Source organism: Fulvivirga aurantia, assembly GCF_009711475.1.
Taxonomy (GTDB): domain Bacteria; phylum Bacteroidota; class Bacteroidia; order Cytophagales; family Cyclobacteriaceae; genus Fulvivirga; species Fulvivirga aurantia.
Window position 1 is genome coordinate 1 of the sequence record NZ_SMMD01000451.1, and the last position, 2,843, is coordinate 2,843.

The 2,843-nt window shown below is 35.8% G+C and carries 2 protein-coding genes; both read right to left on the reverse strand.

Annotation, left to right across the window (positions count from 1 at the left end; translation table 11 throughout):
- On the reverse strand, positions 1-2,034 hold a 2,034-nt coding region (locus E1176_RS02925; RefSeq protein ID WP_155209082.1), incomplete at its 3' end, for a ligand-binding sensor domain-containing protein.
- Between the two features lie 210 nt (positions 2,035-2,244).
- Positions 2,245-2,739 carry a glycine-rich domain-containing protein gene (locus tag E1176_RS02930; RefSeq protein WP_155209083.1) on the reverse strand — a complete coding sequence of 165 codons (495 nt, stop codon included), beginning with the start codon at positions 2,737-2,739 and terminating at the stop codon, positions 2,245-2,247.
- Positions 2,740-2,843: the final 104 nt, after the last annotated feature.

Below are 2,843 nucleotides of genomic sequence, written 5' to 3' on the forward strand. Positions count from 1 at the left end.
ACTTGTACAGGCAAACTCGAATGTGAAGTTATTTTCATTTGGTTGAAAAGTGAAAATATAATCCTCAGGTTGGCTTGTAGTAAGCTGAGGAAACATATGGTTTGGATCACGAATGGCATAATTACCATTAAATATGAGTGAATCGTTTACGGTCACTTTCCTAACTAAGGTGTTAAACTCAAAGTCAATGTTTTTATTTATTCGATTATCATATTTGTAAAGACCATCACTGGCTGCTACCCAGATAAGGCTGTCACCTTCTAAGTAAAAACTTAGTATCTGACCAAAATTCGGGCGATTGAATCTTCTACCTGTATCAATATATGAATTGGCAGAAGAGTCATAGCTAATTTCTGTCATCCTGTAATTTTTCCCATCCTTAAGTCCGGCAAGTAAGGTTCCCCAGGGTGTTGCTTCCAGAGCTGTATATTTTGCGTCAAATCCGACTACTGGTTCAAATTTACTAGTCTCCAGATTATAGCTGTAAAGCTTCTTTTCAGTAGCAGCATATAGGTGATTATCTAATATAGCCAGACTGATTTCTCCGTCTCCTAATAAATAGTCATGAAGAAAATAATCATCAGTACTTGTCGAGTCATTGAATTGAAAAATTCCCTCACCCTTTGATGCTACCCAAATAGCATTATCTGTTTCAACCATTGAGCCAATAGTGAGCTCATTCGCTTCATATAGTAATTGTCGATCAAAGTTAATACTGTCATCTTCTCTTAAAATTGCCACGCCTTTTCCTTTGACATCAGTAAGTATGGTTTTGTTGTCTGATAATACTTTTACATGCAAACCGCCCGATGCGACCTTGCTAAATTCAGACCCATCAAATGAAAAGAGAGCTTGCTCAGTATTGATTATTAACTCTTCTTCCTCATTGCGATTTATGCGTCTGTCAGACTTCCATACTTTAGCTGTGTAAAGCTTATAAGCACTGTCATTTTTTAGTTGATAAATACCTTCGGTAGTGCCTGCATACCTTTTTCCTTTGAGTATATTGAAGTCAAAAACAGCACCTTCTAATTGATTTTCAGCATTATAATATGTCCATGGGGTATTAAGTTCTATTTTAGAAATTCCACCAATAGCAGCAATCCATAAGTTTTGTTGATTGTCCAAAGAGATGTTCTTGATAGCATTTGATATAATACCTGATTCGCTATTAAATTTATTAACTATGTTAAAATCTTCATCAAAGATGTAGATACCGGATTGTTTGGTGGAGGCAGCATAAGCATACCTTTTATTGATGCCAAGCTTTATAAAATTAAAAAAGCCATTATTATCCGCTAAGTTTTTGCTATCAACACTAGCAGGGTAGAGGCTGTTGCCATCATAAAAGAGTACTCCATCGTGCTCTGTCGCAAGTAAGAGTTGATGTTCAAGGCTATCAATGAATAAGAGCCTGCTCAAAGATGAGTCTGGGATAGCAGTTTCAAAATTCGTAATATCCCTTAGGCCGATACCCAGTTGAGTGCTAAAAATCTTGTTTTCTAAATCTAAAAATTTACTTGTGTAAGGGTTAAGCTGGTCATTTATAAATGTTGAATTGTTATTTCCCCATTTATAAAGACCTCCTTTAGTATAGAAATAAAAAGTTTGATTAGCTTCAGTTACGCTCCATACAACTTCTGTATCAAAATTAGGCTTAATAGAGTCTTCAGAAAAACTGCTATACAGGGTGTCCTTAAGTGAATGAAATTCTAAGTTGCCATGGCGAGAATCCTTCAAATAACCCACATCTCCCGATTTGCCGAGAAGGATGGAATTATCATTTTGATTTAATTCAAAAATTGGTCCGATACTATCGTATAGTCGCCATTTGCCATCAAACTCAAGTAGACCCTCAAGATTGGCGACCATAATTGCGCCTGAGTTAGCCTGTAAAACACGCCAATTAGAGAAGGACGCAGAATAGTTGTCGCTGGTGTAGTTTTCTATTTTACTATACCCCGACTTTTGACTAAACACGAGACCCTGAAGGGAAAATAATGTTAAGAATAGAAAGAGTTGTCGTAAGCGCATTAAAGGCTCTTCTCAGTTATATGATGAAGGCAACTAAAATACAGTAACAATCGAAATAAAAAAAGCCACTGTTGTAAAAGCAAAGAGATTCAGCCTTTTAAAGTATCAAGAGCCTTTAGTGCTGATATTATTTGCCTAAATAGATTCTACTTACTGACAAATAAAGCATTTACGATTTTCTTATGAAGATGTGACTTTTAGGCAGTGACTTTAAACTTTCTTTATAGAATTGATATATTCCGGAGTGTATTTCTGAGCAATGGTATCATACCATTTCAATAAAGTTTCTGGCCCAAGTTTATCGTATATCAGACTATATTGCGATTTAAGCTTTTCCTCATGTTTTAATAACATTTGAGCAGGATTGGCTTCAATTTCCTCTTGGTACTTACGCTTTTCACTTGGAGGTGTGGGTAAGTGATGAACCAGTTTCTTAAAATTTCTAAGACAGAAATTGTAATACTGTTTAGTATGTAAGATGAAAGTATGCCACATTTCGTCAATTATCAACAGTGGTTTATCAATAAAAACAGAGCTTTCTTCATCAGATTGAGCGGCTAGCCACAACCACTTTTTAGTTTCTTCAAAAATTTCTTCGGCTTCTTCTTTTGAGACGTCATAGCGCTCCATGAAACCTTCGATTATGGCTTCTTCTTTTTCGCACTCGAGATCTAGCTCATCGAGTTGCGTAGCAAGTTGAGACATTGAGAGAGTATTATTAAAGTACAATAGACAATTAAGGGAAAAAGTAAGGTCAAGTTAGAGATGACCTTACTTTTGTTATAATTTACATCAATCCTCCAAAACCT

Coding starts and splice junctions, on each gene's coding strand:
- E1176_RS02930 (WP_155209083.1), bottom strand. CDS start 2,739: ATGTCTCAACTTGCTACGCAACTCGATGAGCTAGATCTCGAGTGCGAA.